22 protein-coding genes, 1 tRNA gene and 1 pseudogene are annotated in these 24,906 nt (G+C 63.5%); 13 read left to right on the top strand and 11 right to left on the bottom strand.

Annotated elements, in window-relative coordinates:
• The first annotated feature begins 283 nt into the window (after positions 1–283).
• Entirely contained in the window at positions 284–961 is a 678-nt protein-coding gene (locus ACIQJ5_RS10620; protein WP_402843631.1) for a hypothetical protein, read from the top strand.
• Between the two features lie 55 nt (positions 962–1,016).
• Here ACIQJ5_RS10620 and ACIQJ5_RS10625 read toward each other — a convergent pair whose 3' ends face one another.
• Both ACIQJ5_RS10625 and ACIQJ5_RS10630 read right to left on the bottom strand, forming a co-directional pair.
• The gene (locus ACIQJ5_RS10625) at positions 1,017–2,324 is read right to left on the bottom strand and encodes a hypothetical protein (protein ID WP_402843634.1); all 1,308 of its coding nucleotides are present in this window, start codon (positions 2,322–2,324) and stop codon (positions 1,017–1,019) included.
• A gap of 210 nt (positions 2,325–2,534) precedes the next feature.
• The gene (locus ACIQJ5_RS10630) at positions 2,535–3,131 is read right to left on the bottom strand and encodes a DUF3846 domain-containing protein (RefSeq protein ID WP_402843636.1); all 597 of its coding nucleotides are present in this window, start codon (positions 3,129–3,131) and stop codon (positions 2,535–2,537) included.
• Between the two features lie 149 nt (positions 3,132–3,280).
• Here ACIQJ5_RS10630 and ACIQJ5_RS10635 point away from each other — a divergent pair, with 149 nt between their 5' ends.
• Positions 3,281–4,027 (top strand): hypothetical protein, encoded by a 747-nt coding sequence (locus ACIQJ5_RS10635; RefSeq protein ID WP_402843639.1) that lies wholly within the window; start codon positions 3,281–3,283, stop codon positions 4,025–4,027.
• A 27-nt stretch (positions 4,028–4,054) separates the two neighbouring features.
• Here ACIQJ5_RS10635 and ACIQJ5_RS10640 read toward each other — a convergent pair whose 3' ends face one another.
• The 5 genes from ACIQJ5_RS10640 to ACIQJ5_RS10660 all read right to left on the bottom strand — a co-directional run bounded on the left by ACIQJ5_RS10640 (position 4,055) and on the right by ACIQJ5_RS10660 (position 12,369).
• Positions 4,055–5,392 carry an ATP-binding protein gene (locus ACIQJ5_RS10640; RefSeq protein WP_402843642.1) on the bottom strand — a complete coding sequence of 446 codons (1,338 nt, stop codon included), beginning with the start codon at positions 5,390–5,392 and terminating at the stop codon, positions 4,055–4,057.
• A complete protein-coding gene (locus ACIQJ5_RS10645) occupies positions 5,392–8,433 on the bottom strand; it encodes a type I restriction endonuclease subunit R (RefSeq protein WP_402843645.1) in 3,042 nt (1,013 codons plus the stop codon). Before ACIQJ5_RS10645 ends, ACIQJ5_RS10640 begins: the two co-directional genes overlap by 1 nt.
• Positions 8,430–9,620, bottom strand: coding sequence for a restriction endonuclease subunit S (locus tag ACIQJ5_RS10650; protein ID WP_402843648.1), 1,191 nt, complete (start codon positions 9,618–9,620; stop codon positions 8,430–8,432). Before ACIQJ5_RS10650 ends, ACIQJ5_RS10645 begins: the two co-directional genes overlap by 4 nt.
• Positions 9,617–11,185 carry a type I restriction-modification system subunit M gene (locus tag ACIQJ5_RS10655; protein ID WP_402843651.1) on the bottom strand — a complete coding sequence of 523 codons (1,569 nt, stop codon included), beginning with the start codon at positions 11,183–11,185 and terminating at the stop codon, positions 9,617–9,619. The genes ACIQJ5_RS10650 and ACIQJ5_RS10655 overlap by 4 nt, the downstream gene beginning before the upstream one ends.
• A 212-nt stretch (positions 11,186–11,397) precedes the next feature.
• On the bottom strand, positions 11,398–12,369 hold the full coding sequence (locus ACIQJ5_RS10660; RefSeq protein ID WP_402843654.1) for a hypothetical protein: 972 nt from the start codon (positions 12,367–12,369) through the stop codon (positions 11,398–11,400).
• A gap of 134 nt (positions 12,370–12,503) precedes the next feature.
• Between ACIQJ5_RS10660 and ACIQJ5_RS10665 the strand changes: the two genes are divergently transcribed.
• The 8 genes and pseudogenes from ACIQJ5_RS10665 to ACIQJ5_RS10700 all read left to right on the top strand — a co-directional run.
• Positions 12,504–12,809, top strand: a complete 306-nt coding sequence (locus tag ACIQJ5_RS10665; RefSeq protein WP_188589013.1) for a hypothetical protein — start codon at positions 12,504–12,506, stop codon at positions 12,807–12,809.
• On the top strand, positions 12,809–13,096 hold the full coding sequence (locus ACIQJ5_RS10670) for a hypothetical protein (RefSeq protein WP_402843655.1): 288 nt from the start codon (positions 12,809–12,811) through the stop codon (positions 13,094–13,096). Before ACIQJ5_RS10665 ends, ACIQJ5_RS10670 begins: the two co-directional genes overlap by 1 nt.
• Before the next feature lie 229 nt (positions 13,097–13,325).
• Positions 13,326–14,213, top strand: a complete 888-nt coding sequence (locus ACIQJ5_RS10675; RefSeq protein WP_402843658.1) for an MT-A70 family methyltransferase — start codon at positions 13,326–13,328, stop codon at positions 14,211–14,213.
• The gene (locus ACIQJ5_RS10680; protein WP_402843659.1) at positions 14,210–14,407 is read left to right on the top strand and encodes a hypothetical protein; all 198 of its coding nucleotides are present in this window, start codon (positions 14,210–14,212) and stop codon (positions 14,405–14,407) included. The genes ACIQJ5_RS10675 and ACIQJ5_RS10680 overlap by 4 nt, the downstream gene beginning before the upstream one ends.
• Positions 14,397–16,526 carry a type IV secretory system conjugative DNA transfer family protein gene (locus ACIQJ5_RS10685; protein WP_402843662.1) on the top strand — a complete coding sequence of 710 codons (2,130 nt, stop codon included), beginning with the start codon at positions 14,397–14,399 and terminating at the stop codon, positions 16,524–16,526. The genes ACIQJ5_RS10680 and ACIQJ5_RS10685 overlap by 11 nt, the downstream gene beginning before the upstream one ends.
• Before the next feature lie 157 nt (positions 16,527–16,683).
• Positions 16,684–17,496, top strand: a complete 813-nt coding sequence (locus ACIQJ5_RS10690; RefSeq protein ID WP_402843664.1) for a replication-relaxation family protein — start codon at positions 16,684–16,686, stop codon at positions 17,494–17,496.
• 190 nt (positions 17,497–17,686) lie between these two features.
• Positions 17,687–17,917: a hypothetical protein gene (locus ACIQJ5_RS10695; protein WP_402843667.1), complete on the top strand. Its 231-nt coding sequence runs from the start codon at positions 17,687–17,689 to the stop codon at positions 17,915–17,917.
• 97 nt (positions 17,918–18,014) lie between these two features.
• Positions 18,015–19,073, top strand: a pseudogene (locus tag ACIQJ5_RS10700) (recombinase family protein); the annotation flags it as partial.
• A gap of 688 nt (positions 19,074–19,761) precedes the next feature.
• Here the strand turns inward: ACIQJ5_RS10700 and ACIQJ5_RS10705 are convergent.
• Positions 19,762–19,837: transfer RNA gene (locus ACIQJ5_RS10705), tRNA-Ala, on the bottom strand.
• 59 nt (positions 19,838–19,896) lie between these two features.
• Between ACIQJ5_RS10705 and ACIQJ5_RS10710 the strand changes: the two genes are divergently transcribed.
• Complete coding sequence (locus tag ACIQJ5_RS10710; RefSeq protein WP_402843669.1) at positions 19,897–21,087, top strand: amidohydrolase family protein; 1,191 nt, start codon at positions 19,897–19,899, stop codon at positions 21,085–21,087.
• Positions 21,088–21,318: 231 nt separating this feature from the next.
• On the opposite strand, the gene ACIQJ5_RS10715 is transcribed toward ACIQJ5_RS10710, so the two are convergent.
• The 3 genes from ACIQJ5_RS10715 to galU are packed head-to-tail and all read right to left on the bottom strand — an operon-like array spanning position 21,319 to position 23,938.
• Entirely contained in the window at positions 21,319–22,344 is a 1,026-nt protein-coding gene (locus ACIQJ5_RS10715; RefSeq protein WP_402843672.1) for a large exoprotein, read from the bottom strand.
• 56 nt (positions 22,345–22,400) lie between these two features.
• A complete protein-coding gene (locus ACIQJ5_RS10720) occupies positions 22,401–23,033 on the bottom strand; it encodes a GNAT family N-acetyltransferase (RefSeq protein WP_402843675.1) in 633 nt (210 codons plus the stop codon).
• 17 nt (positions 23,034–23,050) lie between these two features.
• The gene (galU, locus tag ACIQJ5_RS10725; protein ID WP_231092219.1) at positions 23,051–23,938 is read right to left on the bottom strand and encodes a UTP--glucose-1-phosphate uridylyltransferase GalU; all 888 of its coding nucleotides are present in this window, start codon (positions 23,936–23,938) and stop codon (positions 23,051–23,053) included.
• A 47-nt stretch (positions 23,939–23,985) separates the two neighbouring features.
• Here galU and ACIQJ5_RS10730 point away from each other — a divergent pair, with 47 nt between their 5' ends.
• Together ACIQJ5_RS10730 and ACIQJ5_RS10735 are read left to right on the top strand one after the other, a co-directional pair.
• Positions 23,986–24,582 (top strand): 5-formyltetrahydrofolate cyclo-ligase, encoded by a 597-nt coding sequence (locus ACIQJ5_RS10730; protein WP_402843678.1) that lies wholly within the window; start codon positions 23,986–23,988, stop codon positions 24,580–24,582.
• Between the two features lie 35 nt (positions 24,583–24,617).
• Positions 24,618–24,872, top strand: a complete 255-nt coding sequence (locus ACIQJ5_RS10735) for an FmdB family zinc ribbon protein (RefSeq protein ID WP_402843681.1) — start codon at positions 24,618–24,620, stop codon at positions 24,870–24,872.
• The last annotated feature ends 34 nt before the right edge of the window (positions 24,873–24,906 follow it).

Genomic DNA, 24,906 nt, shown 5'->3' on the forward strand with positions numbered 1-24,906 from the left:
GTGAAAGACGGAAAGCGCACCGCGGACGGTGGCGGTTTCAGGGTGTTAGCGCAACACCTCGTTTGAGAGGGGTTTGTTGTGCGGCGTGTTGTGGTGTGGGAGGTGCGGGCGGCTGCGTTGACGCGGGACACATCGACACCGCCGGCCCCCTCGTGGCCGTCCTGAAATGGCTCGCGGGCATCCGCGAGGTGGCGTGGAAGCCGACCCCGAAGCTCGCCGTGGAGCCGAAACAGCAACCTAAGCGCGTCGCTGCCGCCAAAGTAGCAGCAGGAGAAAAAGCAGCATGAGCAGTTACCACCAGCAACGAGAAACCCGCAGCCGGATCATCTTCACCGTCCTGATCATTGCCGTCACCGTCGGCATCACCTACGGCCTCATCCGACTCACCCTCCCAAGCCTCACCGACCAGACCCCGACCGCCAATGACTCCAGCTCCCAGACTGCCGAGAAGCAGCACGAGGAGAAGGATCTCCCTCGCGGTGACGCCAAGCGCGTGGCCGACCTCGACCGTCTCGCCGCAGCACTCAAGACCTACAAAGAGCAGCACGGTGACTATCCGATCAGCACTGGCACTTGCGCGGGCGGTAGCTTCGACAGCGACGCCAATCTCGGCTTCCTTGCCGATCTCGAGCGCGAAGCCGTCATCGACGCCATCCCACGTGACCCCGCAGGTATCGCCAAGACCGCCAAGACAGCGCAGGACACGGATGCAACAAGCACCGAGGACTGCGACACCATGTACGGCGCGAAGCACTACCTCTATTTCTCCAACGGCACCAAGTTCGCCCTCATCGCCAGCGTCGACGACGCCGACGCCATCCCCGACGACGCCGCAGGCGTCTACCTCGCAGAAGGCGACCGCGAATGGTTCGACGGCTCAGCCCTCATCACCGACTGGCACTGGAGCCGCAACGTCTACATCGTCAGCAACCAGAAACTCGCCGAAGCCGCGAAGAAGTAGTCCGCGTCTGTAGAAGAGCCTGCACGGTCAGGGACGCTCAACGGATCAGGTCAGCTCACGCTTCGATTGCTTCAGCTGGAAACACCACGACGGAGCCGTCACGGCCCCGCTCGATCTCGATTACCACGTCAGCATGGCTCCCAACCGAGTCGAGACTGCTGCTGAGGCCCTTGAGCCTGTACGCGGCAGTGAGCAACTTGTCGACGTCGGATGGCGCATAGTGCACCTTCTTCAGCAGACCGCTCGGACGCTTGAGCTCAAGCGAGGACAGACGCAACAGCACACCATTGATGCTCGATTCGAGATCGTTCAGCCGCTGCTCGTCGCTGCGCAGCTCGCTCAGGAACGACTTGAACGGATTGCCAGTGCCGTCGAGCTGCGCGTGCTCGACAGCTTGCAGCACCAGGACACGACGCTTCAGGGCGATGGCCAGCCTCGCGGTCTCCAGGTGCGCGCTGAAGGCACCGTTCTCGTCGGTGATGCCAGGGAATGCCTCCGTCAGAGCCGTCAGCTCCACCGGCCCCTCGGGGAGTTCTGCGAGTGCGTCCTCCCACTTCTTGAGCCTGGTGCGGATAGCGGCGATCGCGGTGCTGATCTCGTGTGACGCGGAGTCCAGTCCCAGCGACTGCCCGATCTTGCCCTGATCGAGCAGCACCGAGGTGGCCTTGTCGATCGCGTCCCGGCAGCCGTCGAGCCGGTTGCGTTCCTGCTCCACCTTGTCGTCGTGCAGCTGCTCAAGCAGGTCAGTGATCCGTTCGATGGCTTTCTGCCGCTGATGGTCGGCATAAGCGCTCGCTCCCACGGCGACAGCCATCAGAACGAGCGGGGCGGCGACGGTCAGCGCTCCTGCGCCCGCAATGCCGACGCCTGCAGTTGCTGCAGCGCCGGTTGTCGCGCCCGTGCCAGCCACGGGGACGAATGTCGCCTTGGAGACGATTCCCGTCGAGTCGCGGAGCGCACTGTAGACGCCGCCCGATACGGCTTTGGACGCCATCGGCTTCACAAGCCCCTTACTCACCTGGGAGGCGACCTTCGCGGGCACCACCATGCGGTAGAGCACTTCACCGGTAGCCCCCACGTCGACCTTGGCCGGTGCAGATCGCGCGGTCTGAGTCACTAGCTGTGAGAGCTGCTGGGCGAGAGGGCTGCTGGCGTTCAGCGCGATGCCGCCAGCCGGGTCACGGCGCCGCTCGATCGGGTGCATCTCCAACGTCGCGATGGGAGCCTGCGCGAACGTCGCGAGCGCAGTACGCAAGTCGGCAAGCCGTTCGGGAGTCATGTCCGCATCACCCACGAGATCGGGCACTGCCACGGTCTCGGTGGCAAGCGTCCACACTGGCACGAGCGCGTTCTCGTCTGCCATGTTGTCTCCCCGCCGCCGTGAGTCCCACGCCCGGGTGACGCGCATCTCAATAGTGACAATTCTAGGCGGAGGCACCGACACTCCCTTATGCACAGCGCCGCAGCGTGACCGTACGATGCGAGCAAATGAAAAGAGCAGCATCCGCCGAGCGAGAGCGCATAGCTCTCAAACTCGGTCGGATGCCGCCAAGGTGGGCCGGTAACGTGCCGATCACTCCACAGGGGGTAGCGTGTCCATGGGGAACTGCATGCGCCGAGGAAGCTCCACGGCGGAAACCGCCCTCACGTTGACCGCATCAGCCCACCGCACGCGGAACACCACCGCCCACGCCGCCGCCGAGAAGTAGTCCTCGTATCGGGTCACGCTGACGCACCCGCTCGGATCACCACGCGTGAGCGGCAATAGGATGCTCGACAGCTTGCCGCCCAACTCACTCGGCCCTGAGACACCGCCGATCTGAATGGCAATGGCGTACTCCCGAGCGACCGTGAGCAGACCGACAACCTCCTCCGGTACATCGGTACCGTCGCCGTTCTCGTCCGGGATGCCGACGATGATCGCGTCACCGACGAGCATCGCCTGATGCGCGCCGGGACCATGGAACCACCACAGGAACGAAGCCCTGGGGTTGAACGGCAGCCGCCGCCGCAGCCCCTCCTCGTTCACGTAGATGGTGACGCCAAGGCTCGGCACATCGACCGCCTCGATCCAGCCGCCCACGGCCGCCTGATAGTCCTCGAGCTTCTCCAGCTCGCGGATCTCCACGGCTTCACTGTCATCTGCTGGGATATAGAGTCCCTCGACCATGATTCGCCTCCTCCTGTGCGAGCGACCGGGAACCGAAATGGTTCCTGCTGCGGCCGCATGACACGGACGAGGTAAGGGGAAAGACTCGCGATGGCCAGCCCGGAGGAGAGCACGGATGCTCTCGACCCCGGGCGGCCATCGCTGCATTGGTGGGTCAGGTGCTGGCCATGCTTGACGACTGCGCCTGCTTGGGAGTGCGGGCCGACGCCTTGGTGTCCTACGACGAAGTCGTTGGAGACGACATCCGCTCGCCGCTACGGGAACTTCTCGCCGCCGAACGCGGCTGGGAGGGCCTCACAGCGGGCGCAACGCCCGAGGCGGCCCGCGCCGCCACCCAAGCCGCGACAGCGCACCACAGCGGCCCAGAAACGCCAAACGCCGCCCCGAAGGGCGGCCTGGCCAAAGCAGCAAACCTGTGGCTTGATCTGCCTGGCGGCGTTTACGAGGGCGCCGATTGCAGTAAGCCTCTTCTGGTGGGACTGTTCTCCTCGCATGCAAACGAATTGCGGAAGGCACACCGTCACCTCTCAACCGATCCAGTCCGCGAGCTTCCGCAGGAGAACAGACATCGTAAGCGCTCGACGCAGCCGCGACTCTCGGACGAGAAGGTTAGCCAGATCGTCACCGCCTATGAGACAGGGAAGACCGTCTACGAACTTGCCGCCGAGTACGGCTGTCATCGCGTCACGATCAGCGCTGTCTTGAAACGGCAGGGCGTGCCCATTCGGCACCGATCACCAACGCCAACGCAGATCGGCGAGATGGCCCGCCTCTATGAATCGGGACTTTCGTTGACTAAGGTTGGTGAGCATTTTGGCTTCCACGCAAGCACCGTCCTCGCTCATCTGAGAAATACAGGCGTCAAAACGCGCGCGCATCATCAGAGGGAGCGCTGACACCCAAAGGGAGAAGATTGAATCCCATCATTCTGATGGTTCAGTGGCTCCATACAGGGCTTCATCTATACGGCAAGCCGCACGGCGGATCGAGTCGGCGATCGGTCCGGCAGAACCATAGTACTGCTCGAAGCAGTGTTTGAGGATTTCGATCAACTGCTCGTGTTGGTCCACAATGAGCGCATCATCGAGCGACCGAATCGCGTCCATAAAGCTCTTGGCTTCACTTGCATCGGCGAACGGAACGGAAGGAATGTCGCCATTTAGGAGCCGTTCGTAGAAGCTCCTACGCATAACGGTTGATAGATGTTGTTGCGATCGTGATGGAGCCGGGACCTTCATCGTTTCACCCGCTCGGAGACGACTAAGCAACTTGGCCTTTGCTTGCGAACGAGTATTGATATCCGAAACATAATCTATAAGTCCAGCGACAGTCATCTGCGCGGCGACACGGTAAAAATGCATCGGCACAAATGATGTACTACCAGATGCCGCTTGACGAATATATTCTCGCGGATCTCCCCCATGTGTCTGGTCGAGAAAGTCGGAAATCACGTCTTCAGTCGTCATGGCGTGCATGACAACTCGCTCGTTCCCAAGAGTGATCGTGTTGGTAGGCACCACATCACCAATCAGGCGGAGCGTCGGTGCTCCTTCGACTTCCGTGAACTCGCCCTCCCTGATGAACGAAATCTTGTCGAGCAGCTCCTGCGAAACGAGAACTCGTTCGCCAGTTGGCCCCTGTAGGGTGCTTGAGCTAAAATCAAGCACTGCGGCATTAGATGCGCCTGCCTTAACCAACTCCTCGATGTGCCTCATCATCGACTTCTGTTCGCGCGACTTCGCATCGTCAATTATGCGTTTAAGTTCAGGAAACTTCGCGCGCTCGGTTCTTGAATTGTATCGATAGAGAATGTCACCTTCGAGGAGATTCGCGTTCTGTGCCTGCGAAGCCTTGCGTGCGATTACAGGCTTGTTATCGCTTTCAAAAACATAAATGAGGCCGAGTGTAACTCCATGAATCCGATAAAGACTGCTATCCCAGTGGATTTCAGGGGAAAACAACTCATTGAGGCCACTCGTCAACCTCGCGCGATCTAGTTCATCAAAGGCAGTCTGACTCCGAACGCTGAGACCGGTGGCGATCCTGGGCCGATCTGTAACGCCGAAGATAAGGTAACCTCCACGTGCGTTCGCAAATGCGGCCATAGTCCGCGCATAGAGGCCGATTGATCCCCAGGTAAAGGACTCTTTGAACTCCTTCTGGACACCCTCATGAGTGACGACCCGAACCTGACCGTCTATAAGGTTAGCCCGCACGAGGTCACTGATATTGCTCGCGGAGAACGGGTCGTACGCGCTCATCAGCCATCCGATCCTGCACTCAGCCCGAAGAATCGCTCGAAGAACGCGCCCAGCTTCTGGATGACCCGTTGCTTCTTCTCGCCGTGGCCGCCGTCGGCGGAGAAGCGTGATACCGGCGGCAGTACCTTCGTGATTGCTGTGCCGCTGGTGCGGATCTGTCCGTCGCGGAACGCGGTCTCGACGAAGACGCGGGTCTCGTCGGGGCGGAGGTTCTCTTCTGTGATTATCGTGTCGAGTTCGGCCTCGCGCTTGGCGGCGATGAAGGCGCGCCATTCCTGGTCGATCTCACCGTCCACCGAGAGCGAGTCGACGAAGTCTTCGATGAGGTCCTTTTTGTTGCGCAGGGTCGGGCTGGCGTCCACGGCGCGAGAGATCTCCGCGCGGATCTCCTTGTCGTCGCCGTCACCACGTTCATCCCGGTACTTCTGCACGAGCATGAGGATGTAGTCGACGTTGATCTCGACCTGCTTGATCAGCTCGATCTCGAAGACCACATCGTCGTTGATCTGTTCCTTGTCGGCGTCCTTGTCCTTGCGGAACTCCGCATACAGGTCGAGGTAGACGCTGCGGTAGTCCTGACTCTGCCGGTCAGTGAGGATGGCGTTGCCGGTGAACTCGTCGAACGAGGTGAGGATGTTCTGCAGGCGCAGGATCGCACCGAACAGCTTGATGAACTCCTTCTGAGCGGCTTCACCAATGATCGGCTGGCCGAGCGGGAAGGTACTGAACAGTTCGGTGACCTTCTCGGCGTAGTCGTTGTAGTACTCGCTGTACGGCTTGAGAAGCACCACACCGCGAGCGTCCTTGTTTCCGAACAACGCGATTGCGTCGTTGGTCTCGTCTTCGAGGTCGCGGAAGCTGACGATGTTGCCATAGGTCTTCACCGAGTTGAGGATGCGGTTGGTGCGTGAGTACGCCTGGATGAGCCCGTGCGCGCGCAGGTTCTTGTCGACGAACAGCGTGTTCAGCGTGGTCGCATCAAAGCCGGTGAGGAACATGTTCACGACGATGACCAGGTCGATCTCGCGGGTCTTGAGTTTGAGCGAGAGGTCTTTGTAGTAGTTCTGGAACCGGTCGGCGGAGGTGTCGAAGGACGTGCCGAACATGTCGTTGTAGTCCTGGATCGCATCCTCGAGGAACGACCGCGCATCCATGCTCAGTGCACCAGTGTCGAAGCCCTCCTCGTCAAGCGCGCCATCCTCAACAGCATCGTTCGCACCGTACGAGTAGATAAGACCGACCTTCAACCGCTTGTCTGATGGCAGGCCTTCCTGCTGCAACTGGAAGTGGTTGTAGTACGTTCGGGCGGCCTCGATCGATGCAGTTGCGAACAGAGCGTTGAAACCACGCACGCGACGTTCCCCGAGCGTGTAGTGCTCCGCGCGCTTGGTCTTCTGGTCGAAGTGTTCGAGCGTGTACTTCACGATCTGACTGATGCGCTCCGGTGCGAGGAGCGCCTTCTCGGTGTCGATCGCCGAGACCTGCTTGTCGGCGACGTTGCCAACCTTGATGGTGTTGACGTAGTCGATCCGGAAGGGCAGCACGTTTTTGTCGGTGATCGCATCGACGATCGTGTACGTGTGCAGCTTCTCGCCGAACGCCTGCTCAGTCGTCTTCAGCTGCGGGTTCCCGCCGCTACCGGAGTTGGCGGAGAAGATCGGCGTTCCCGTGAACCCGAAGAGGTTGTACCGCTTGAACGCCTTCGTGATGGCGGTATGCATGTCACCGAACTGCGACCGGTGGCACTCGTCGAAGATGATCACGACATGCCCGTCGTAGATCGCATGCCCCTTGTTCGCGGCGATGAACGTCGAGAGCTTCTGGATCGTGGTGATGATGATCCGCGCACCCGGATCCTCAAGTTGCTTCTTGAGCACCGCCGTCGAGGTGTTGGAGTTCGCCGCGCCCTTCTCGAACCGGTCATACTCACGCATCGTCTGGTAGTCGAGGTCTTTACGGTCCACGACGAAGAGCACTTTGTCGACGCTCGGCAGCTTCGACGCGAGCTGCGCAGCCTTGAACGATGTCAGGGTCTTACCGGAGCCGGTGGTGTGCCACACGTAGCCGCCCGCGGCGACGGTGCCGAGGGTCTTGTAGTTGGTGGAGATGTCGATCTTCTGCAGAATTCGCTCCGTCGCGACGATCTGGTAGGGGCGCATCACGAGCAACATCCGGTCAGCCGTCAGCACGCAGTACTTCGTCAGGATGTTCAGCAGGGCGTGCTTGGCGAAGAACGTCTTCGCAAACGCAGACAGGTCCTGGATCGGCTTGTTCTGCGCATCCGCCCACCACGACGTGAACTCGAAACTGTTCGACGTCTTCCGCACCCGCTTCGACCCAGCCGCTTCACTGAGATGCTGACGACGTGTGGTGTTGGAGTAGTACTTCGTGAGCGTGCCGTTGCTGATCACGAACAACTGGACATATTCGAAGAGGCCACTGCCCGCCCAGAAGCTGTCGCGCTGGTAGCGATCGATCTGATTGAACGCTTCACGAATATCAACGCCGCGACGCTTCAACTCGATGTGCACCATCGGCAAACCGTTCACCAGCACGGTCACGTCGTACCGGTTGGAACGCGCCGAACCGCCGTCGCCCTGACCGATCTCGTACTGGTTGATGACCTGCAGACGATTGTTGTGGATGTTCTGCTTGTCGATCAGCAGGATGTTCTTCACCGAACCGTCATCCCGCTTCAGCAGCTGAACGTGGTCCTCCTGGATCCGTACCGTCTTCTCGACGATGCCGTCGTTCGCGCCCGCTATCCGCTCAGAGAAGAACTGCTCCCACTCCGGGTCGGAGAACGTCATCGTGTTCAACGCCTCGAGCTGGGTACGCAGATTCGCCACCAGCTGCGCCTCCGACGTGATCGGCAGATACTCGTACGCCTGAGACTGCAACAACCGGATCAGCTCACGCTCAAGATCCGCCTCAGACTGATAGGACGACGCACCAGCTACGTCAGGGACGTACTCAGCAACGACCGTGCTCTCAGACGAGACAGCAATCGGATCATACTTTCGCGGGGCTGCGTCACTCATGCTGCCTCCTTGAAGGTCAGCAGCTTGTCACGGTAGTGCTCATACTGCTTCCGACGCGCAGCAAGCTCGGCGGGGAGGCCGATACTCAAGTCGTTCACGAGAGCATCGAAATCATCGAGAACCGCTGAACGTTCCCGTTGTTCGTCAAGCGGAAGGAGTGGTATCCGGATACCTGCAATCTGCTTAGTCGACAAGTGCTTCACGGTCGACGCCTGGGTCGCATCCTGGATGCGCTTGATGGCGTCACGGACGAGGTAGAAGATGAAAGAAGGATCATTCTCGTCGTCGAAATCTTGTAAGCGGGAGACGCGCTGATTGAGGACAGCGTCTCCATGTGCCCAGCGAACTGTCTTGAAGTCCCCGTCCATTCCTATCAAGACGTCGCCATTGTGAACCAAATATTTCTCGTCGAAAGGCCCGGAATAGAATGTTCCGCTGAACCCGCTGTTGATGTCCCGGATACGCACGACAGGCAGGCCATCACCGAGATCGTTGAAGTACTCAGACTTGAACGGGGCACCGCCAAATACCCGGCAAACGTCCCCCACACATCCCCATTGAGTTTCTTCGGGAAAAGTCAACAGTACGTCTTTGTAATGCTCATATTGGCGGCGGCGGGCTTCCAGCTCCGCTTCCAGCTCCGCTTCCAGCTGAGTGAACTGATCCAATATTCGCACGATCTCCCGCTGCACCTCGAGAGGCGGCACGGGGATTCGGATCTTCGCCAAGGAATCACCTGAGACACGACGAACCTTGGTGCCCGAGATATACCGACGCTTCTGGTCCTGGAATGAGGTCGACTGGAAGAAGTAGGACACGTATTTTGGTTCCAGTTCGTGTCGGTAAATGTACGCGTCGCCGCTCAGCGCAACATCGGTGTTACCGAGCCACGCCGTGGCCTTTGCGACAGCGTCGTCGTCCTCACTGGTCGTCGCGATAAGCAGGTCCCCTGGCCGCGCATGGCGTAGCTTCACTGCGATGTTCTCATCGGTGAACGACTTCGTTTCCGTCGCCCACACGCCGTAGTGCGTGTGAATCTGTCCGTAGTGGACTGCAGGAAATCCAGCATCACGAAGATCAGCCTTCTGCAGGCCGTTGCCACGGATGAACTCGCCAACCTCGCCTAAGGCCTTGACCTCAACTCCCCCTGGCGCGAGTTCCACAATCAGCTCGTCGATGCGGCTCACTTTGTGTCCTCCAGGTCGGCGACGATCTCGTCGATGGAGGTGCGGAGTTCTTGCTGGCGGGCGACGATGCGTGCGATCTCGGCGTTCAGTTCCGTGATGTCGACTGTCTCGCGGGTGTGTTTCTGTTCGACGTAGGAGGAGACGGCGATGTTGTAGTCGTTCGCGGCAATGTCTTCGTTCGACACGAGTGCGGCGAGATGGTCGACGCTTTCGCGGGTGGTGAATGTGTCGAGGATGTGCTGCTGGTTGGCTTCGGTGAGTTTGTTCTTGTTCCCGAGGCGTTTGAACTCGGCGGATGCGTCGATGAAGAGTACTGAGTTGTCGGTCTTGGATTTCTTGAGCACGATGATGCAGGTCGCGATCGTCGTACCGAAGAACAGGTCCGGCGGCAGCTGGATGACGGCATCCACATAGTTGTTGTCGATGAGGTACTTGCGGATCTTCCGTTCCGCGCCGCCTCGGTAGAGCACGCCGGGGAACTCGACGATCGCGGCGGTGCCGTTGACGGCGAGCCACGACAGGATGTGCATCGTGAACGCGAGGTCGGCCTTCGACTTCGGTGCGAGCACACCAGCTGGTGCGAAGCGCGGGTCGTTGATCAACAGCGGGTTCGCATCACCGTCCCACTTGATGGAGTACGGCGGGTTGGAGACGATGGCCTCGAACGGTTCGTCATCCCAGTGAGCGGGGTCGGTCAGGGTGTCACCATGGGCGATGTTGAACTTCTCGTAGTTCACGTCGTGCAGGAACATGTTGATCCTGGCGAGGTTGTACGTGGTCAGGTTGATCTCCTGGCCGTAGAAGCCCTGTCGCACGTTGTCTTTGCCGAGGACTTTCGCGAACTTCAACAGCAGCGATCCGGATCCGACAGCGGGGTCGTAGACCTTGTTCACCTGGGTCTTGCCGACCACGGTGATACGGGCGAGCAGTTCAGAGACTTCCTGCGGCGTGTAGTACTCGCCACCAGACTTGCCCGCACTCGAGGCGTACATCTGCATGAGGTACTCGTACGCGTCGCCGAAGAGGTCGATCGAGTTGTCTTCGAAGTTCCCCAGCGGCAGGTCACCAATCGCATCGAGCAGCTTCACGAGCTTCTCGTTCCGCTTCGCGACGGTGTTGCCGAGCTTAGAACTGTTCACGTCGAGGTCGTCGAACAAGCCTTTGAGGTCGTCCTCGGCGTCGGTGCCGACAGCGGAGCCTTCAATGTTCTTGAAGACGCGAGCGAGGGTTTCGTTGAGGTTCGCGTCGTTCGCAGCACGCTTACGGACGTTCTGGAACAGCTCAGACGGGAGGATGTAGAAGCCCTTCTCCTCCACGGTCTCTTTGCGGCCGAACTCGGCTTGCGCATCGCCGAGCCGGGCGTAGTCGAAGCTCGGGTCGCCTGCTTCGCGTTCGCTCTTGTTGATGTAGGCGGTGAGGTTTTCGGAGATGAACCGGTAGAACAGCATGCCGAGCACGTAGGACTTGAAGTCCCAGCCGTCGACGGAGCCGCGGAGGTCGTTCGCGATGCGCCAGATGGTCTTGTGCAGTTCGGCGCGTTGTCCTTCTTTGGTGGTCGGTGCCATGTGGTTCGTCTCCTGCGCCTGGGGCGCGTCTTAAGTTGTGCTTGCGGGTTAATCTCACCGTAGCGCCAGGCATTGACACTGTTCGGATGCCATGCCCTGCATGGGCTTGAGGTGTGATGCAGCCGGGAGCATGTGTCGCGTCGACCGGGCGCTGCGATCTACCTGTGATTATCTCATGACCGGCGGTTTTCGAGAAGACCTTGCCGCTTCGGTCAGGTGTCCCAGTTCCAGGCGAAGCCGTTGAAGAGGCCACCGTGGACGTCACGCAGGGTGAGGGTCGCGGTGCCGCGGGCGTCGAGCTGGACGCGGTTGTACTCGTTGGCGGCGTGCGGTCGGGCGAACGGGCTTGCTCCCTCGAACTTCCAGATGCTGGCGGGCTGGTCCCCGATGAACCCGACGCGGATGGTGAACAGCAGTGACCGGTGGTGGAGAGCCCGGCTGGCGAGAGTCATCGGCTCCGGTTCGCTGACGTCTTCGGGCGGGGTGATGCGGACGCGCAGGTCGTAGCGTGTCCGGTCTTGCATCGGCTCGGTCGCCGTGCGGGCGGTGTTGAGGTGCCAGAAGTGGTCGTTCCAGCCCGCGCCGTCGACCGGGCGGGTGTTGACCTTGAAGTCGCCCTTGTTGCTGGGGGTCACGACGCCGGGATAGGAGCGGCCGATCGTGACGTAGTCGAGTTCGCCTGCCATGTTCGCGAACCGGTAGTGCTCGTAGGTGGCTTGCCAGCGTCGGTTCTCGACGACGATGAGGGTGCTGGTCTCTTCATAGATGATGCCGCCGTGCATCTCGGGCACGTCGAGCACGAGCGGGGCCTGCGCGTAGCGGCCGGTGACGAGACGCGAGTGCAGTGCCTTCAGGGCGGCGGTCTCTCGCGTGCGAACGGTGTCGACTTTCCGTCCGATCTTGTCGCCGTGGATCTGTCGCCGGTGCATCAGCTCGGGCACCTGGTGTGTGTCGGGGGTGAGCGCGAACACGTCGAGCAGCAGGTCTGCTTGTTCACCGGGCAGGGTGTGGATGGCGGAGATGAAGCGGTGCCGGAGGCGCTCGAAACTGTCCTCGAGGGAGTCGCGGAGGAGTTCGTCGACGATCCCAGCCTGGGCGAGGCGACGTTGGACGAAGCCCTCGCGTTTGCTCAACCAGGCGAGCTGCTGGTGAAGGGTGGCGACATCGTCTTCATCGAGTCTCACGCCATCACCTCCGCCTCGCACCCGTGTTCGCTTCCAACTTTATTCCGAGTTTCAGAGTGCCCTCGGGCGAGTTTCTACGGTCGAAGTGTCCCGGAAATCCGGGGCGGTTCTCTTCAACCGGAAGGACATGCAACATGTCGAGCAATCAGGTGGTGCCGCTGTTCGGTGGGCACACAACCCAGCAGGGGCAGAAGATCACAGGGAGCCTGGTGCGCCAGACCAAACGTGAGGTGGAGCAGGTTGCTGCGTCCACGGAGATCGCGGCGGTGCGGGAGCAGGGGCACGCGTTCCTGGCGTCGCAGGCGATGACGAACGTCGCGACGCTGGTGGCGCAGGCGGAGGCGCAGATGAAGATCGCCCCGGCTGGTGCGCAGTTCTACGAGGCGATCATCGCCGGATACGCCATCGGCGCGGGCCAGCGCATCGCTCGGGGCCTGTGATGGAATCCCTTGCCGCGATCGCGGTTGCCGCGGGACTCGTTCTCCTGGTCGCGATTACCGCCTTCGTCGCATTGTGTGTGGTCGAAGTGTTGTGGGACGAGTACGAGGCGTGGCAGGAGCGTCGTCGTACACGGATCGAGGCGGAACTGGACGCGAAGTCCGAGCAGCTCCGGCAGACGATCCTCTCCCTCGCCGACGACCTCGCGACCGACCGTGATGAGGCATCCAAGGCGTTGACGCGAGCGATGTTCCTGACGACCGGGCGCACCGATCTCCCTCGCTCGTAGCCCCTCAGCGAGAGCGCATCGTTGCCTATTTCACAACGACGGCTTTCACCGCACCGCCCGCCGTGGCTTACCTCGGTCACCGCTGTGTCGGATCGAGATGAGGTGCGCCGCGGCGTGGTCTTCACGGTCCGGTCGCCAAGGTGCGTAATGGGCGCTGACACCGCCCAGCTCGACCGCTGCTGGCGGGCCGATCCATCAACTTTTACCTCTCGAAAGGAGGAGTCTGCGTATGAGCATTCACATCAATCACAACCTGCCGGACAAGACGCCGCTGCCGGGGACATTCCGTGCGGCGCTGTGCGATCCGCCGTGGTCGCTGCAGCAGAAGGGCGACCTCGGCGCGGCCAATCACTACGACCTCATGACCGATGAGCGCATCCTTGGGATGGGTGAGGCCATGCAGGAGATCATGGCGGAGAACTCGTTCTGCTTCCTGTGGGTCACCACCGCGACCGTCCCCCTGGGCATCAAGGTCCTCGAAGCCTGGGGATACCGGTACACGAGCTTCTATTTCTGGGCCAAGCCCCGTCTCATGCTCGGCAACACCTTCCGCAACTCCGGGGAGCTGCTGCTCCTCGGCGTACGCGGGAAGGGCACGAAAGTCGCGTTCAAAGGTCAGCCGAACTGGGGCATGCATGCCCTGCAGGCCCACAGCCGGAAGCCCGAGGAAATCCACCTCATCGTCGAACGGCTCGTCGGCGGGGGACGGGCCATTCCTCGAACTGTTCGCTCGTCGTCCCGCACCGTCGAGCAAGCACTGGGACATCTGGGGAAACGAGTGCGACGCCACGATCTCGCTCGCGAAATGGGGATACCCCGTACCTGCCGACCACCAACCCAACGACGCCCCGGCAGCGGTGGCGGAGACTCAGGAATGAGGGGCGTGAAGCATGCAGGGCGATACCGGGCCGCGCTCGCTCGCGGAGAAGTTCTGGAGGACCTGCCTGTTGCTGTTCGGCGGCGTGATCCTGCTCGTCCTCACAATCGAGCTGATCAAGAGCATCTGGTGGATCCTCGCCCTGATCGCTCTCACGGTCGTCATCGTCGGCGGGCTGCTGTGGTGGTGGCGACGCCGAAACACCTGGCCCTGAGCTCTCGGACAGGAGGTCAACGATGAACCGCAAGAAGAACCGGGCCGGTGGGCGCCACCGTCTCACCCCGATCTGGAAGGACAAGGTCGACCGGGAAGGCCTGGCCAGGGTTCTGCTGCTACTCGCGATGCATCTTGACGAAACCCGTCGAGCGGCTCATACACGGAAGCAGAATTCGGCACCAACGACCGAGCAGAAAGGGGGCGGGCATGACGAGTAACACTAAACACGAGGAGTGGGAGTGGCAAGAACTCACGTGGCCCGACACGCTCACCCCCGACGCGGTCCACGCCACACTGGAACACCTGGCCGCCTCGTCCATGCTCGGCCCGATCGTGCTCGAGGCCCGCGCAACGAAGACGGGGCTGCGGTGGCTGATCGCGGTCAAGCCGACCCGCATCGACACGGTACTTGACTCGCTCCGCGCACACCTCACGGTCCGTGCGCATACTCCCCGCCGGCACCGAGGCGAGGTGCTGTACGCGGCCGACCTGCGCGTCACCGGCACCGACCTCAGCCTCGAGGCCGCCAAGGTCACCGCAAGTATTCGTGGCCTCTACGGGGCACTGTCGCGCCTCCACGGGGAGGAAGAAGTCGTCCTGCAGCTGCTGCTCGGTCGACGTCACACACCGCCCGTACGGCCGCGAGAATCGCTCGGCGCTTGGCTCCGTGTGCTTGCGGTTCCACCACGAACCGGGATGACGTCGAAACGACGAGACGGTCAGCACGGCTTCTCTCTCAGCGTACGCGTCGGCATCACCGGCGCAGCCGCCCCGCGAGCGAAGCAGCTCGTCGGTGACGTGATCGGTGCGCTGCGTGTCCTCGAATCCGCCACCAGCCGCATCAGCGCCATGACCGGTTCTGCGACGCACCTCAACAGAGCCGCGCTGCCCTGGCGATGGCCACTCACGTTGACCAGCGGGGAAGTCATCGGCTTGACCGGCTGGCCGATCGGCGAACCGCCACTGCCACTACTCGGGACACTCCACCCACGCCAGCTCCCACCGCCCGAAGCGCTTGTGCGAACAGACCGGATCATCGGCACTGCCAGCGCACCGGGACATAGTGAGTCGGTTGGCATCCCGATCCGGGACGCCGCGTTCCACACTCATCTGCTCGGGCCGACCGGCTCGGCAAAGTCGACTGTGATGCTGGGCCTCATCGCCGCCGACATCACAGCGGGGCGCGGTGTGCTGGTCCTTGATCCGAAGGGAGACCTTGCTGATCGCGTCCTCGCACACGTTCCGAAGAACCGAGAACACGACGTCGTTGTCATCGACCCGACGAACGCCGCTCCGGTCGGGTTCAACCCGCTCGCCGGTCACCGACGTCAGGCCTCGGTTACGGCCGACACACTGCTGGCGACCTTCGAAGCGGTCTTCGCGAAGCACTGGGGCATCCGCTCTGCGGACATCTTCACGGCGGTGTTCAACACGCTCGCGCAGATCGACGGGACCAACCTGCTCTGGGTAGCCCCGCTGCTCACGAACCCCGCGTTCCGACGCAAGGTGCTGAAGAACATCGACGATCCGATCGGGCTCGGAGGGTTCTGGGAGCAGTACGAGGCGAAGTCACCTGCGCAGCAGGCCGAAGAGATCGGCCCGGTGCTGAACAAGCTCCGCCAACTGATCCTGCGACCTGGGCTGCGGGCGATGCTCGGGCAGAGCGATCCCCGCTTCGACCTCACCGACCTGTTCAGCAAGCGACGCATCGTCGTCGTGAACCTCAACAAGGGCCTGCTCGGTGCCGACGCCGCAAGACTGCTCGGCACGCTCCTCATCGGGCAGCTGTGGACAAAGATCCTCGCCAGGCAACGTTACGGCCTCCAACACCGGCACATCGTCAGCATCTACATCGACGAGATCCACGACTTCCTCGCAGGCATCCCCGGTGACCTCTCCGACGCCCTCGCCCAGGCCCGCTCCCTCGGTGCCGCGTTCACCGTCGCGAACCAATACCTGAAGCAGTTCACCCCGGCCATGCAAGCCTCGGTCGAGACCAACACGCGCAGCAAGATCTACTTCGGCCTCGGCGGCACCGACGCGGCCACCATCGCCAAGCACGCCACCGGTCTCGACGCCCAGGATCTTCTGCTGCTGCCGAAATACCACGCGTACGTCAACGTAATGCAGCACGGTCAAGCCACCGGCTGGATCAGCATCGCAACCGCGCCGCCACCGGCAGGTATCAGCGACCCAGCAGCCATCTACGCCGCCGCGCACGAACGCTACGGCGTCGCCGCCACTATCACCGAGCAACAAATCCGTGAGCTCATCGCCCCGACCACACCCGACTTCACAGACGCCGACGACGGCCCAGTGGGAAGGAGTCGACGATGAATGGCCGTCCTCGACCGAGACGCACCGGGAGACGTATCACCGCGCCCAACAGACACGGGCTTGCCGGACGTCGCGGGGCAGGGTGCTGGCAGCGGGACGTGACTGACCCGGTCATCCCAGGTCACCCGGCCGTCCCCAACGGCGGAGGACTCCAGTCATGACCGCTTCACTTGACCATCCGATCTATCAGGAGCTTCTCGCTCATCTGCTCGAGCTGCGCTTCGCGACGACGGAGCAACTCGCCAGACTCACGAGGGAACACTACGGAAGTTCCCGGTCTGCGCGACGGCAGACGATGCGGCACCTGTCCAAGCTCGAGCAGCACGGCCAGCTGCTGCGCTTGGAGCGTCGTATCGGTGGATGGCAGCACGGCTCCACACCATCCATCTGGGCGCTCACCACCACCGGCCACCGGCAGGCCACCGGACACAGCGGCACGAGACAGCGACCGAACCTCATCTCCACGACGTTCCTAGAACACCTCCTCGCGATCGCCGAAACCCGGATCATCGCGAACGAGACCATCCAGCAGATCCCGGGCGCAGAGCTACGGGTCGAGACCGAGCCCGCCTGCTGGAGGAACTACCTCGGGCCGCACGGCGAACGCCTCACACTGCGACCCGACCTCTTGATGAGCGTGACCACGACCGAGTATCTGGATCGCTACTTCATCGAGGTCGACCGCGCCACGGAGAACCCCGCCCGGGTGATCGCGAAATGCCGACAATACGTGCGCTACCGCCGCAGCGGAGCAGAGCAGCGATCCAGCGGCGCGTTCCCCGCAGTGCTGTGGATCGTCCCGACCGCGAAACGTCGAACACAACTGCGTGCACACCTCGAAGCTGCCGAGCTCCCGCAGGACATGTTCACCGTGCTCACCCTCGATGAACTGCCCGAGATCATCCGTGACGGCCCGCCGCTCACGAAACAGAACAACACCAGGAAGGAGAACACCCCCTATGAAACCTGAACACAATTTCTACCCACCCGCTGACGCCGAAAACAGAACAACTCCGCCGACGACCCCCGAACGACGCGCACCGCCCGAGCCGACGACACGGCACGAAGCCCGCGAGCTCGACCGGCTCCGCCGTGAACACGGCACAGCGTTCGACGTCTACCTCGATTCGGTTTGGAACGGCGTCGAGACCATCAGCGATATGGAGTCGGACTTCACCAACCTGCACTGGGGCTCGTACGAACGCATCGACCAGTTCATCGACGACTTCATCGACAGCCTCGGCTGGGCTGATGCCCGCGACCACGCCCTCCGCGAATGGGCGATCCCGAACAACATCCTCGTCTTCGACCGCGCCGCGATGCTCGAGCATCTGCGCGGCGACTTCGAGTTCCACGAGCGAGGAGGTGAAGTGTATGTCTTCATCCGATAGCCCTGACCCCGGTGCACATCAGCGTCCTGTGGAAAACCCTGACCAGGCGGATGATTTCGCGCTGGACTCACACGGGCAAGAGAGCGTCAATGGAAACATGACCACAACTCCATACACCACCAGCCCGCTCACCGCCGCAGACCCCTTCGCTGCGCTCACTCAGAGCTTCACCCCGAAGCGAGCCGTCTCATACCTGCGCGTCTCGACGCGCGAGCAAGCGGAACGCGGCGGCAGGGAGGAAGGCTTCTCGATCCCCGCGCAGCGCGACGCGAACAAGAAGAAGGCTCAAGCCGTCGGCGCGATGGTCGTCAAAGAGTTCGTCGAGCGTGGCGTCTCCGGCACATCCACCAACCGGCCCGCGCTCCAAGAAATGCTGCGCTACCTCGAAGCCGAGCAGAGCAACATCGATTACGTCATCGTGCACAAGCTGGACCGTCTCGCACGCAACCGCGCCGACGACGTCACCCTCAATCAGCGCTTCAACGAACTCGGCGTCCGGCTCGTCTCCACCAGCGAGAACATCGACCAGACCCCCGGTGGGGTCCTCCTGCACGGCATCATGAGTTCGATCGCCGAGTTCTACTCCCGTAACCTCGCCAACGAAGTCATCAAGGGCATGAGCGAGAAGGTCAAGAACGGCGGCTCCGTCAGCCGTGCACCGATCGGCTACCTCAACACCCGCACCATCGAGAACGGCCGCGAGAACCGTACCGTCACCGTCGACGACAGGCGCGCACCACTGGTCACCTGGGCGTTCAACGCCTACGCCACCGGTGAGCACTCCGTGCGCACCCTCACCAAGGAACTCGTCCGGCGAGGGCTGACAACGGTGCCCACCGCGCGGCTGGTGGAGAAGCCGGTCGAGATCCGTCATGTGCACTCGATGCTCACCAACATTTACTACACCGGCATCACCACGTTCAAAGGCGTCGAGTACCCCGGCAGCCACACCCCGCTCATCGACCGCGAAACCTTCGAGAAGGTCCAGACGATCCTGAAAGAGAAGATCAACGGCGAACGGTCGATCAAGCACGACCACTACCTCAAATCCACGATGTACTGCGGGCACTGCGGCTTCCGCATGGTTGTCCAGGTGGTGAAGAACAGGCACGGTGAGACCTACCCGTACTACTCCTGCCTCGGCAGACACTCCAAGCGCACCGACTGCACCCTCCGCTCCATCCAGATCGAACACGCCGAAGACCTCATCCAGGACCTCTACGACCGCATCAGCCTCACACCCGACTTCCGCCGCGACCTCGAAACACTCCTCCGGCACGGACTGAAGCAGCTTCGCGCCGACACGGACGCCGAAAGGGAGCAGCTCGAGAACACGAAGCAGACCATCGAACGTCGCCAACGCAAACTCCTCGAAGCCCACTACAACGACGCGATCCCGATCGAGATGCTCCGCGCCGAACAGAAGCGACTCGACACCGAACTGGCCGCCACCAACCGCAGCCTCAGCAACCTCACCGCCGACCTCGCCGAAGCCGACGAACTCATCGCGATCGCGCTCGACATCGCCCAGCACGCCGGAAACACCTACCGGCAAGCCCCCGAGCACATCCGCCGCATGTTCAACCAGCTCCTCTTCGACAAACTCCTCGTCACCACCGACGACAACGGCCAACACCACGTCGACGCGATCTCCCGGGCACCATTCGACGTCATCTACAGCCCAGACGCCCGAGCACTCGTTCACGGGGCGCGACGCGAGCAGCACGACGCCACCCCCGACGGCACGGGGCAAACGAAAAAGCCCGCCGATACCGGCGGGCTCTCCCTGGACGTACTGTCCGATAATCTCATTGCTCTTGTCGAGGGTTCGAGTAAGAGCATCATGGTGGACCTAAGGGGATTCGAACCCCTGACCTCCTCGATGCGAACGAGGCGCGCTACCAACTGCGCCATAGGCCCGTGAACAGATTCAGCCTAGCACGCTCGCACGGGTGCTCCCGACCGACGAGAATCGAACCATGACGACAACGCCGTTCCCTCCCGTCCGCCTCGTGCGCAACGTCCGCCCCTGGGGCGGCGAGGCATCCGACATCCGGATCGACGAGAACGGCGTGGTCACCGAGATCACGCCGGCCGCCGAGCAGGAGAGCGCGCCGGGTACGGTGGATGGTCGCGGCCTGCTGGCGATTCCGGGCCTCATCAATGCACACGCCCACGTCGACAAGTCGTGGTGGGGACACCCCTGGCAGTCCTACGGCGGCGAGCAGAGCACCGAGGGCCGCATCCGGCACGAACGAGAGCGCCGCGGCGAGCTGGGGATCCCCAGCATCGACATCACCCGCGCCGTGCTCGATGAGTCCGTCCGCACCGGAACCACCGCGTTTCGCACGCACGTGGACGTGGACCTCGGTCTGGGTCTGGACGGCATCAGCATCGTCCGGGACGCGTTCGCTCAGTTCGACGGGGCTCTGGGGCTCCAGATCGTCGCCTTCCCCCAGGACGGCGTGCTGCGCCGCCCGGGCGTCGTGGACCTGCTCGCCCAGGCCGCAGCAGCCGGGGTCGAGTTCATCGGCGGGCTGGATCCCGCGGCGATCGACCGGGACCCGGTGGGACAGTTGGACGCGCTGTTCGACATCGCCGCCGAGCACGGCTGCGGCATCGACATCCATCTCCACGACGGCGGCGAGCTCGGCGCGTTCGAGCTGGAGCTGATCGCGGAGCGCACCGAGAGGTATGGCCTGCAGGGCAGGGTGAACGTCGCGCACGGGTTCGCCATCGCGCAGATCCCGGAGACCCGCCGACGCGACCTGCTGCAGACCTTCGGCCAGCTCGACATCACGTGGAGCACCGTCGCACCGCTGCGGCTACCCCAGCTGCCGCTGCACGAGTTCGCCGAGGCGCGCGTCGACTTCGCCTTCGGAACCGACGGCATCCGCGACCTCTGGAGCCCCTACGGCACCGGCGATCTGCTCGGCATCGCCTGGCAGTACGCTCGCGCGGGCGGCGTGGTCCGGGATGAGGACCTGCTGCGCGTCGTCGAGATCGCCAGCTCTCGCGCAGCGCGCTTCGTCGGTCGCGAGGTCCACGATCTGGTCGTCGGCTCGCGAGCAGACATCGTCCTCATCGACGCGGAGAACCCGATGGACACCCTCGTGCGCACCCCCGCGCGCGAGATCGTGATCGGCGGCGGACGCCTCCTGCATGCCTGACGCGTCGGTCGGTGTCCACTCCGGCGTGAGCATCCGCCGGCATGGCAGCACTGACGAGCGCAGCGGCGCCCGGCCCACGGCGCGACATCCGGCCACCAGCGCGGCCTGACCCCGCAACGCGGCACCCAGGCCGCAACACGACATCCAACCCGCAACGCGACATTCAACGACGTTCAAGCCGCAACACGACATTCAACCCGCCACGCGGAGGCTGAACCCGCAGCGCGATACTCAGCCCGCAGCGCGGCGGGCGAGGAGCGAGCGCACGTGCGCCTCGATCTCCTCGTCGCTGACGACGCCCATGCGGGCGTACGGTGAGGCCGCGGCAGGTCGCTGCGGAGCCTCGGGGCGTACGGGACGAATCGGCACGGGAGCCGCCTCGGCTGCGCGCTGACGTGCCGCCTCTTCCATCGCGGCGCGGCGCAGTGCTTCCCGGGCGTCGCGAGCGTCCTGGGCCGCGGCGGCCGACGTGCCGGTCACGGTGCTGAGCGGGCGAGGAAGAACGCGCGGCTGCCACTCCGGCACCCGCTCGACGACCGGCACGACCACGGCCGGACGCGGGGTGGCCACCGGCACGGCCTCGACCGTGTCCACTGCCGCCGAGCGGACCACCGCACGGCGTGCGACCCGGTTCATGCGCTGCAGCACCGAGATTCCCGCCACAACGGCCACCACGCCTCCGGCAATCACCAGACCACCGAATCCCGTGCCCGCCGAGACGACGATCTGCCAGACGCCGGCGACAAGCCCACCGAGCCCGGCGACGGTGAGAAGCGTGGCGACGAGACGCGTGGTGCGCCGGGCCCGGGCACGACGCTCAGCCGAAGCACGACGCTCGGCGATGAGCTTCGCCCGCGCGGCGGCGAGCTCCGACCGCTGACGTTCCTTGTCGATGCGTGCCTGCTCGGCTGCGACCCGGTCACGCTCCTTCTGCACAAGGGCCTCGGCGCGCTGCTGCTCACGAACGGCCGCAGCCGCGGCGCGGACGCGCTCGCGCTCCGACCGCAGACGCTCCGCCTCCACGGCGCGCGCCAGTCGGGCCTGTTCGTGCGCGGTGCGGGCGTTCAGCTCGAGCTGGAGCTCTTCCGGGTTCTCCGCGGTCTCCGCCAGCACCCGAAGCGCTTGGTTCAGTCGCACGGCATTCCGCTCGGTGGCATTGAAGCGGCTGCGCGACTGCCAGACGGGCACGAGGTACACGAACCAGAGGACGAGTGCGATCGCCAGGATCACACCGCCGCCGAGTACCGTTCCGCCCATGCGTCCACGATATGGGAGCCGGACAACGCTCCCGGTGATGCTTTGGGCGTGTCGGACTACGCCGGACCGATCCGATCGGCGGGAGGCACGGCAGCGGCATCGCGCGGAACCGCGCCGAGGAGATAGCGGTTCAGGACTCCGCGGGGCACGTCTTCCGTCGTGAGCGCGTAGGCGTAGTGGTCCCGCCAGTCACCGTCGATGTGGATGTAGCGCCGCCGCAGGCCCTCGTAGCGGAAGCCGAGCTTTTCCACGACGCGCCGGGACGGGTGGTTCTCCGGCCGGATGCAGATCTCCATGCGGTGCAGGCGCAACTGGGTGAAGGCGATGTCGGTGGCGAGTGCGACCCCGATGGTGGTGATCCCCCGCCCCGCGAAACGCTCCGACACCCAGTACCCGATCGTCGCCGACGCCAGGGATCCGCGCGCGATCCCCCAGATGTTCAGCTGGCCGGCGATCTCCCCGTCGTACTCCATGACGAACGGGACGCCGGCTCCCTCCCGGTACTGCTGGAGGAGCCGGCGCACGCCGCTGCGCATGTCGAAGGACACCGGACCGCCCGGAAGCGTCGCCTCCCACGGACTCAGCCAGGAGCGGTTCGAGAGGAGCTCGTGCTGCAGGATCCGTGCGTCGCGCGGGTTCACCAGCCGCAGCGAGACGGACCCGTGCCTGCTCGCGATCTGCGGTTCCACGGGGCGACGGGTCAGACTCAGAGGGTCTCGGCGAAGTCCTTCAGCCAGTCGCGCAGCTCCGGACCGAGGTCGGGCCGGGCGACGGCCAGCTGGACGATGGCCTGGATGTAGTCGATCTTGGCGCCCGTGTCGTAGCGACGACCGCGGAACACAACGCCGAACACGCCATTGCCCTCGGCATCGGCGGCCTGCTCCTGAAGCGCGTCGGTGAGCTGGATCTCGCCGCCCTTGCCCGGCTCGGTGTGCTCGAGGACATCGAAGATGTCCGGACCCAGCACATACCGTCCGATGACGGCGAGGTTGGAGGGAGCGTCCTCTGCGGAGGGCTTCTCCACCATGCCGGTGATGCGGACGACGCCCTCATCCTCGGTCGGCTCGACGGCGGCGACGCCGTACAGGTGGATGTGCTCGCGCGGGACCTCCATGAGCGCGACGACCGCGGCGCCGCGCTTGGCGTGCTGCTCAATCATCTGGGGAAGCAGCGGATCGCGCTCGTCGATGAGGTCATCGCCGAGCATGACCGCGAACGAGGAGTCGCCCACGTGCGCCTTCGCGCGCAGGACGGCGTGGCCGAGCCCCTTGGGCTCACCCTGGCGCACGAAGTGGATGTCCGCGAGGTCGCTGGAGGCCAGCACCTGCTGCAGCTTCTTGTCGTCGCCCTTCTCCACGAGCTTGCTCTCGAGCTCGGGGACAGCGTCGAAGTGGTCCGAGATCGCGTTCTTGTTGCGCCCGATGATGACCAGGACGTCATCGATCCCGGCGTTGACCGCCTCTTCCACCACGTACTGGATGGCGGGCTTGTCGACGACCGGAAGCATTTCCTTCGGCATCGCCTTGGTGGCGGGAAGGAAGCGCGTTCCAAGACCGGCGGCAGGGATGACCGCCTTCATACGAGACTGAGACATTCAACCACTCTAAAGGATGCGCCGTCGTGCGCCGTAGACTCGGGGGTATGGTGAGACACATCGCGGACGAGAAGCAGGCCCTGCGCGCGGACATCCGGACGCGGCGGCAGTCGCTGTCGGAGTCCCAGCGCGATCAGGCCACTGCCGACATCGCCGGGCGGCTGGACGAGCTGGTCGAGCGCGTCGGGGCCCGGACGGTGTCCTGCTACCTCTCCTCCCCCGCTGAGCCCGGCACCCGGACCTTCATCAACGACGCGATGGAGCGCGGCATCCGCGTGCTGCTACCCGTCACGCGAGCGGACGGTCTCCTCGACTGGACGGTGGCCACACCGGACGGCGGCGAGTACGAGGGCCTGTTCGGGCTCTCCGAGCCGGAGGGCGAGCTGCTCGGGCCCATGGCCGTGGACGATGCGGACCTGATGATCGTGCCGGCTGCAGCGGTCGGGTCCGACGGCACACGCCTCGGGTGGGGACGCGGCTACTTCGATAAGACGCTCGGCTCCATGCAGAAGTGCCCGCCGGTGTACGCGGTCGTGTACGACAACGAGGTTCTCGACGCGGTTCCCCGCGAGCCGCACGACCAGCCGGTCGACGGCATCGTCACTCCCACCACCATCATCGCCCTCACCTCCAGCGCCCGCTGACCTCGTCGCGGCGCCATTCACGAAAGAACACTCAGATGCCCACCTACGCCTATGCCTGCACGCAGTGCGGCCACCGCTTCGATGCCGTCCAGTCCTTCAGCGACGACGCCCTCACGGTCTGCCCGGAATGCGGCGGAGCGCTGCGCAAGCAGTACGGATCGATCGGGGTGACCTTCAACGGCGGCGGCTTCTATCGCACGGACTCCCGCGCGTCCTCTGGCGGCGGCGGAAGCGCTGCGTCATCATCGAAGGCTGAGACGGGTTCGTCTTCCGCTACGGCCTCCGCGTAGCGGTCTCGCACGGAGATTGGGTAGGGGAAAGAAC

It is taken from the genome of Microbacterium sp. GXS0129, from assembly GCF_044769785.1.
Taxonomy (GTDB): Bacteria; Actinomycetota; Actinomycetes; order Actinomycetales; family Microbacteriaceae; genus Microbacterium; species Microbacterium nymphoidis.

Coding starts and splice junctions, on each gene's coding strand:
- ACIQJ5_RS10715 (WP_402843672.1), bottom strand. CDS start 22,344: ATGGGCGGAACGGTACTCGGCGGCGGTGTGATCCTGGCGATCGCACTC.
- ACIQJ5_RS10675 (WP_402843658.1), top strand. CDS start 13,326: ATGAGCATTCACATCAATCACAACCTGCCGGACAAGACGCCGCTGCCG.
- ACIQJ5_RS10680 (WP_402843659.1), top strand. CDS start 14,210: ATGAACCGCAAGAAGAACCGGGCCGGTGGGCGCCACCGTCTCACCCCG.
- ACIQJ5_RS10710 (WP_402843669.1), top strand. CDS start 19,897: ATGACGACAACGCCGTTCCCTCCCGTCCGCCTCGTGCGCAACGTCCGC.
- ACIQJ5_RS10730 (WP_402843678.1), top strand. CDS start 23,986: ATGGTGAGACACATCGCGGACGAGAAGCAGGCCCTGCGCGCGGACATC.
- ACIQJ5_RS10645 (WP_402843645.1), bottom strand. CDS start 8,433: ATGAGTGACGCAGCCCCGCGAAAGTATGATCCGATTGCTGTCTCGTCT.
- ACIQJ5_RS10630 (WP_402843636.1), bottom strand. CDS start 3,131: ATGGTCGAGGGACTCTATATCCCAGCAGATGACAGTGAAGCCGTGGAG.
- ACIQJ5_RS10665 (WP_188589013.1), top strand. CDS start 12,504: ATGTCGAGCAATCAGGTGGTGCCGCTGTTCGGTGGGCACACAACCCAG.
- ACIQJ5_RS10690 (WP_402843664.1), top strand. CDS start 16,684: ATGACCGCTTCACTTGACCATCCGATCTATCAGGAGCTTCTCGCTCAT.
- ACIQJ5_RS10640 (WP_402843642.1), bottom strand. CDS start 5,392: ATGAGCGCGTACGACCCGTTCTCCGCGAGCAATATCAGTGACCTCGTG.
- ACIQJ5_RS10625 (WP_402843634.1), bottom strand. CDS start 2,324: ATGGCAGACGAGAACGCGCTCGTGCCAGTGTGGACGCTTGCCACCGAG.
- ACIQJ5_RS10685 (WP_402843662.1), top strand. CDS start 14,397: ATGACGAGTAACACTAAACACGAGGAGTGGGAGTGGCAAGAACTCACG.
- ACIQJ5_RS10735 (WP_402843681.1), top strand. CDS start 24,618: ATGCCCACCTACGCCTATGCCTGCACGCAGTGCGGCCACCGCTTCGAT.
- ACIQJ5_RS10670 (WP_402843655.1), top strand. CDS start 12,809: ATGGAATCCCTTGCCGCGATCGCGGTTGCCGCGGGACTCGTTCTCCTG.
- ACIQJ5_RS10655 (WP_402843651.1), bottom strand. CDS start 11,185: ATGGCACCGACCACCAAAGAAGGACAACGCGCCGAACTGCACAAGACC.
- ACIQJ5_RS10695 (WP_402843667.1), top strand. CDS start 17,687: ATGGAGTCGGACTTCACCAACCTGCACTGGGGCTCGTACGAACGCATC.
- galU (WP_231092219.1), bottom strand. CDS start 23,938: ATGTCTCAGTCTCGTATGAAGGCGGTCATCCCTGCCGCCGGTCTTGGA.
- ACIQJ5_RS10620 (WP_402843631.1), top strand. CDS start 284: ATGAGCAGTTACCACCAGCAACGAGAAACCCGCAGCCGGATCATCTTC.